At 58.0% G+C, this 5,576-nt stretch carries 4 protein-coding genes and 2 pseudogenes; 4 read left to right on the top strand and 2 right to left on the bottom strand.

The window, feature by feature from the left end; genetic code table 11:
- Positions 1 to 137 precede the first annotated feature (137 nt).
- The gene (locus tag B5X69_RS20140) at positions 138 to 905 is read left to right on the top strand and encodes an SDR family NAD(P)-dependent oxidoreductase (RefSeq protein ID WP_012248440.1); all 768 of its coding nucleotides are present in this window, start codon (positions 138 to 140) and stop codon (positions 903 to 905) included.
- Positions 906 to 928: 23 nt separating this feature from the next.
- Positions 929 to 1,078: a hypothetical protein gene (locus tag B5X69_RS21645; RefSeq protein WP_021227192.1), complete on the top strand. Its 150-nt coding sequence runs from the start codon at positions 929 to 931 to the stop codon at positions 1,076 to 1,078.
- 180 nt (positions 1,079 to 1,258) lie between these two features.
- Here the strand turns inward: B5X69_RS21645 and B5X69_RS20130 are convergent, their stop codons facing one another.
- Positions 1,259 to 2,806 carry an IS91-like element ISCR8/ISPps1 family transposase gene (locus B5X69_RS20130; RefSeq protein ID WP_021227193.1) on the bottom strand — a complete coding sequence of 516 codons (1,548 nt, stop codon included), beginning with the start codon at positions 2,804 to 2,806 and terminating at the stop codon, positions 1,259 to 1,261.
- Between the two features lie 58 nt (positions 2,807 to 2,864).
- On the opposite strand from B5X69_RS20130, the pseudogene B5X69_RS20125 reads away from it, so the two are divergent.
- Positions 2,865 to 3,488, top strand: a pseudogene (locus B5X69_RS20125) (IS1595-like element ISCsp2 family transposase); the annotation flags it as partial.
- A 280-nt stretch (positions 3,489 to 3,768) separates the two neighbouring features.
- Positions 3,769 to 4,379 (top strand): annotated as a pseudogene (locus tag B5X69_RS22535) (LysE family translocator).
- Positions 4,380 to 4,522: 143 nt separating this feature from the next.
- Here B5X69_RS22535 and B5X69_RS20115 read toward each other — a convergent pair.
- The gene (locus B5X69_RS20115) at positions 4,523 to 5,407 is read right to left on the bottom strand and encodes a LysR substrate-binding domain-containing protein (RefSeq protein WP_012248462.1); all 885 of its coding nucleotides are present in this window, start codon (positions 5,405 to 5,407) and stop codon (positions 4,523 to 4,525) included.
- Positions 5,408 to 5,576 lie beyond the last annotated feature (169 nt).

Below are 5,576 nucleotides of genomic sequence, written 5' to 3'. Positions count from 1 at the left end.
GACTGCTGTCACGGCGTCACCCCCGACCTGATTACGCCCGAGACGATCGAGGACGGGGTGCGGGTCATGACCCTGGACTTCGTAATCGAGCGTGAACCTATATATGGATGAAAAAAAGTTTAAGGAGGAAAGAAAAAATGACGAAACGATTGGAAAACAAGGTGGCTTTCATTACCGGGGCCGCTGGGGGACAAGGGCGGGCTGCCGCAGTGGTTTTTGCCCGTGAAGGAGCAAAAGTGGCCGTGGTTGATGTAGACGAAAAGGGGATTGAAGAGACGGCTCGTCTTGTAAAAGAGACAGGGGGTGAAGCCATCGCCATCCGCTGCGATGTCTCCAATGAAGAGCAGGTGAAGGGGGCCATCCAAAAAACGGTGGATACTTTTGGAAAACTGACCACGTTGTACAATAACGCAGGCATTGCCCATAAAAATTTCATGATTCTAGCCCATGAGCTCAGTGTGGAAGAGTGGGAAAAGATCCAAAATGTGAACACGAAAGGCATGTTTCTTGTGGTGAAGTACGGAATTCCCGAGCTTCTCAAAGCGGGCGGCGGAACAATCATCAACACATCATCTACGGCGGGTCTGATTAACAGCCCGGGGGGACCTTCCTACACCGCTTCCAAAGGAGCCATTATCTCCTTTACCCGACATCTGGCTGCTACGTATGCTAAAAAGGGAATTCGGGCCAATGCCATCGCTCCGGGGTATGTCATCACACTGATGACAAAGGCCATGGAAGATCTACTCCCTGAAGTGGATAAGGTGGCTTCGGAAGCAACTCCCCTTGGCCGGGGAGCGCAACCGGAGGAGATTGCCAATGTGGCTCTCTTCCTTGCATCGGATGAGTCTTCCTTTGTGACAGGAGCCGTGATTGTAGCCGATGGCGGCATGACCATTGTTTAAATCATTCGAAAGGAGCAATTCCCATGTGGTTGGTGCGATTAACGATTAAAAAACCGATGAATCAGATCGATCCGAAGTGGTTTGAAGAGCATGAAGCGAGAAATGGGGAATTCCGGGTGAAGGGGATCATCCTGGCCAACGGGGCGTTTGCCGATGGGAGCGGCGACGGATAGGAAATTCAACCGCATGAGGCCAAGTATGGCACGAGTTTTGGGCCTCGAAACACGTTCGGCCAAGGAAGGTTGAGCGCTCGCTTGCCGCTCAATGGCAAGAGCTTGGGAGGCAGTATGCATTTGGGCCTGGCGCGCGCGCAGCTGCTTCCCCGCAGCGATGGATACCGCCGCTTCACTGGGTCACCAATTGACGCGCTGGTCTACCTCGTCGGGTTGAGCTGCCAGATCCCAATCCGGCTCGCCTTGCGCACCATCATCCACCGGCGCGTCGCAGCCCTCCCACAGCGGTGGCCCGCGTGCCGGGGTGATGTGCGGGGGGGCAGACTCCACCCCGATGTGGTTCAGGATGTGGCGGATTTCGGCGCTGTGGGTGATGAAGGCAATGATGCGCATCTGCCCACCGCACATGGGGCACAGCAGCGGAAATGCCTCGTAGATGCGGGCAATCAGCACCGCCCACAAGTAATGCGCCGCTCGCTTCGGGCGTGCTTCAGGTTCGGGTGTGGGTGTGGCCGCGTTGCCCGGCGCCGCCACCCCAGGTACGCCCGCGCCAGGTTGTGCAGTCTCCACCGTGGCTGGTTGCGACGCAGCAGGCTGAGCCAGCGCCGTTACCGCCGCTCTCAGCGGCGAGTTTGGTGCCAGCACACCAAAGTAGCGGTGCCGGTGGGTGCGTGGCGGTGGCACCAGCGCGGCGATGCGGTCGATCAGTTCCAGCGGTGTGAGGTGCAGCTCATCTGCCTTGGCACCACGCTTGTCACTGGTGGGCTCGCTGCGCTGTTTGGCACAGCGGTACACCAGTTTGCTTCCCTCTTTGCGTAGGCGCTCCATGGAAAACGGTGGACGCGCGCAATAGCGCAGCAGCCGCTCCAGCGCAGCGCGGTCGTGGGCTTCGATGCAGACACCGGCGTCCACCGAGAAGCCGCTGTGTTTGTAGCCCAGCATGTCTTTGGCGTCACAGTTCTCCAGCAGGCCCCGAGCAACGAAGGCGCGCAGGATACGTTTTTGCAGTGTGGTCTGCACTGGGGCCACGGTAGCCGCATCGATGCCGGTGGCCGCGTGAAAGATGACACCCGGCGATGAGATTCGAGGGGTCGCATCAGCATCGCCCTCGCCCTCCACTTCCTCAAACACCCCGTCCACCACACAAACGTGGAAGTGGACGTGTTCATTGAGGCCGGAGCCGAATCGGTGAATGAAGGCGATGGCACCGATGTGCAGGCCTGCCTTGTCCATATGGGCCGCACCGGGGCTGTGGGTCTGCAGAGTTTGTGCGATCACCCGCAGAAAGATGCGCAGCACCATGCTCAGCACCGCTCCGTCGCGTTGCATGAAGTACCGAAGCCGCTTGGGCACGGACAGCACCCACTGGCGCACCGGCAGGCGGGGGAAAACGTGGTCGCTCAGGTGTGCCGCCGTCTCCACCATGCGCCGGGTGGTGCACGAGGGGCAGACTCCCCGGCCTTTGCAGGAGAAGGCTACAAAGTAGTCGTGCCCACAGTCGCCGCAGCGAGCGCGGGCAAAGCCATGGGCAAAGATGCCGCACTCAAGATACTTGGCAAACGCTTTGCGCACGAAGGGCTTGGGGGTGTGGTGGTCGCCCTGGCCGTCGAACTGACCCGCGCTGGCCAACTCTAGCCAGGTCTCGTAGTGCTCGGCTACCGTTTGGTAGAGCAGCGTGCGTTCGGGGTGGCGTGGGTTGTAGAGCTTGGGCTTGGAAGTGGCTGACATGAATACTGTACAAATGCAAGGGGTATCTATTTAGCTCCAGTGACGTGAGAATAGCTGGATGGAAACCCAGATGCTAACGCCAACTCCTGGAGGGGACTACCCCCGCACCTGGAACGAATTTCTTGACTGGTTTGCCACCGAAGAGGCTTGCCAGGCGTTCCTGGAGAAGCTTCGGTGGCCCCAAGGCTTCGTCTGCCCGCGTTGCGGCAACGCTGGCGATGTGTACCGCGCCAGCCGCACCCGCCTGATGTGCCGCTCATGCCAGTACCAAGGCACAGTGACATCTGGAACCATCTTTGACAAGACGCGCACACCGCTGCGTGTCTGGCTGGCTGCAGCTTGGTACCTGACCAATCAGAAACAAGGCGTGAGCGCCCTGGGGCTGCAGCGCGTATTGGGTTTGGGGAGCTACCAGACCGCCTGGACCATGCTGCACCGGTTTCGACGTGCCATGGTCCGCCCGGGCCGGGACAAGCTCAAGGGGCTTGTGGAGGTGGATGAAACGTACCTGTCCATCACGGATCGCAAGAATCCCGCCACCCCTGCAGGGCGCAAGAGCAGCACCACCAAAGTGTTGATGGTCATGGCGGTGGAGATCGTGGAGCCCAAGGGGTTTGGGCGCATCCGGTTACGCCGCATTGACCGAGACGCCGCCACCCACGTAATCCCCTTTGTGCAGGAGGACGCGCCGGCTACGCTGCTCACGCTACCGCGATGCGTTTTCGAGTGAACGTGCCACGCGGTTGACTGCGCCGTGGGTTAGATGCGACTCGACCATCGCACGGCTGAATTCTCCAAGTGGGCGGCAGCCTCGAAACAGCGTAGCACCCGCTAGGAAGGCTGACGCGTACCGGAAGATGTCGAATTCAGTTCTCCATTATTGGCCGGAAAGATCGATATTCCTTCACGTTGATTTTGAATATCATCTGCCTTAATTTCATTGTTTCCGACCGGATACGCCAATGACCGAATTAATAGCTGTCGTCACAATCACCTTGCTGGCCGTCATCAGCCCTGGGCCGGACTTTGCAACGGTTACGCGCAATAGCTTGATGCTGTCGCGCCGCGCGGGGGTGCTGACCGCATTGGGCATAGGCTTAGGCATACTCGTACATATCACCTACACGTTGAACGGCGTGGACCTGCTAATCCAGCAATCGCTTTGGTTGTTTAACACCATCAACTGGTCGGTGCTGCCTATCTAATTTATCTCGGCATAAAAATGCTGTGCACGAAAGCTGGCGGCGCACTGACCGAAAAGCGTATGGCACCGCTCTCGGATGGCGCTGCGCTGCGTACCGGTTTCCTGACCAATACGCTGAACCCCAAAGCCACGGTATTCATCGTCAGCCTGTTTATGCAGGTGGTGCGGCCCGACACTCCGCTGGCAGTGCAGATTGGCTATGGCGCTTTCATCGCTGCGGCGCACATGGGCTGGTTTAGCCTGGTGGCCTTATGCTTCTCTGCCGGTGCCGTGCGCGATCGTCTGCTGGCTTTCCGCCATTGGATCGACCGTGCCTTCGGCGGGCGGCTGGTCGGCTTCGGAGTACTGATAGCGGTGGCCCGGCGCTGATTGCGTCGGGCATTGCCCTCGCTGCGCGTGCCTTCCTTTTAGCGTGAGCCATGTCGCAGTAAGAGTTGGAGTACAGCGATTGATGCCCGCTTTACGGCCAGTGTTATGCCGAATTGCGGGGTCGACAACCTAACGATTGGCATCTATTGCGATTCTCGAATAGGTAGCAAGTTCAAGAATGTTTTCAGAATCGGCGCAATGTGATCGTGACGGTAGATACAACTGACCGGTACAGTGGCCTTGGAGCCCACGAGTTCAGTGAAGCCGAAGTCAGGCCACGAAATCATGGCTACTGTCTCGGGAACAATTGTCACGCCGACGCCGGCCAACGCCAGAGCCATGGCTGCATTGACGTCTTCAACTATGGCGACAACCTTTGGCTCCACTCGCGCGTTTTTGAATACGCCGATGACTTCGTCTGCGAAACTGGGGCGTCCTTCTCGCGGGAACAGGATCAAGGGCTCGTTACGAAGCGCGCTGCAATGAACTTGCTCACCAAACGAGCGAGCGCGCGACTTTTGCGCACCCAGAAATAGCCTCTCATTGGTTACGTTTCGGACAACTACACCCTCCTGATAGGGGTAGAAACGCCCGAACCCGATATCGATGGTGCCAGCGTCCAGCGCTTCAATCTGGCGGTTCTTGCTCATCTGCGTCAAGGACACAGTTGCCGAGGGAGCAACCGACAAGAGTTGCCGCAGCAGCAGCGGTAGCGTATGCAAAACGACGGTTCCGAAATAGGCGACGCGCAATTCCCCGATTTCACCGCGCGATGCTGCACGTGATCTCACCCTTGAGATCTCGGTAACGTGCAGTAGGCGCCTGGCATCCTCTAAAAATGTTGTACCCGCTGCCGTCAATTCGACGCCGCGGTGCGTGCGTTCAAACAGCACCACGCCGAGATCCTGTTCCAGGGCCTGTATTTGGCGGGTAATGGGCGGCTGGGAAATATGCAGGCGTCTTGCCGCAGCACCGATATTTCCCTCTTCTGCGACCGCGATGAAATAGCGAAGCTGCCGAAATTCCATTTAAGACCTCTGGTTTTCCCTAGGGGTGAACACCGCTAAGCCATACCGATCCCGTATTGCAAAGGCTAAAAAAAGTATTGGACCGCATGACACGCGAATCTTAGCATTCATGTTTGAAGCACCAACTCATCGGTGTTTCAACCATGAGATCTTGAAAGGAGACGAGTCA

The sequence above is a fragment of the Sphingopyxis flava genome (assembly GCF_900168005.1).
GTDB classification, from domain to species: domain Bacteria; phylum Pseudomonadota; class Alphaproteobacteria; order Sphingomonadales; family Sphingomonadaceae; genus Sphingopyxis; species Sphingopyxis flava.
The sequence above is the reverse complement of the archived record's forward strand: the minus strand, read 5'-3'. Positions and strand labels throughout refer to the sequence as shown.